Origin of the sequence: Arthrobacter sp. SIMBA_036 (genome assembly GCF_046535135.1) — a bacterium.
Taxonomy (GTDB): domain Bacteria; phylum Actinomycetota; class Actinomycetes; order Actinomycetales; family Micrococcaceae; genus Arthrobacter.
The window spans coordinates 1-297 of the sequence record NZ_JAWRXG010000098.1; the positions used below are offsets into that span (position 1 = coordinate 1).

1 protein-coding gene is annotated in these 297 nt (G+C 60.6%); it reads left to right on the top strand.

Annotated elements, in window-relative coordinates:
- Positions 1-297 (top strand): Gfo/Idh/MocA family oxidoreductase (locus tag SB659_RS19280; RefSeq protein WP_410551556.1); only part of this gene is annotated, 297 nt, incomplete at both ends.

A 297-nucleotide genomic window follows, 5' to 3' on the forward strand; every position in this document is an offset into this window, starting at 1 on the left:
TTATCTGACCTCGGATCTGGTGATCGCCAACTCGGCAGGACACGAATTCGATATTGCCCGCTTCCTGCTCAACGAAGAAATCGCCTCGGCCTTCGTCACCAGTCCGCCGCCGACGCGGAATGCGCCGAACCGCCAGCCGCAATTCATCCTGTTGCAGACGGCATCTGGCGTCGTGATCGACATCGAGGTCTTCACCGACGCCCAATACGGATATGACGTCCGCGCCGAGCTCGTCTGCGAGGACGGAACGGTATCGCTGGATCCGTCGCCGCATACGACGCTTCGTGCAAAGGGCCA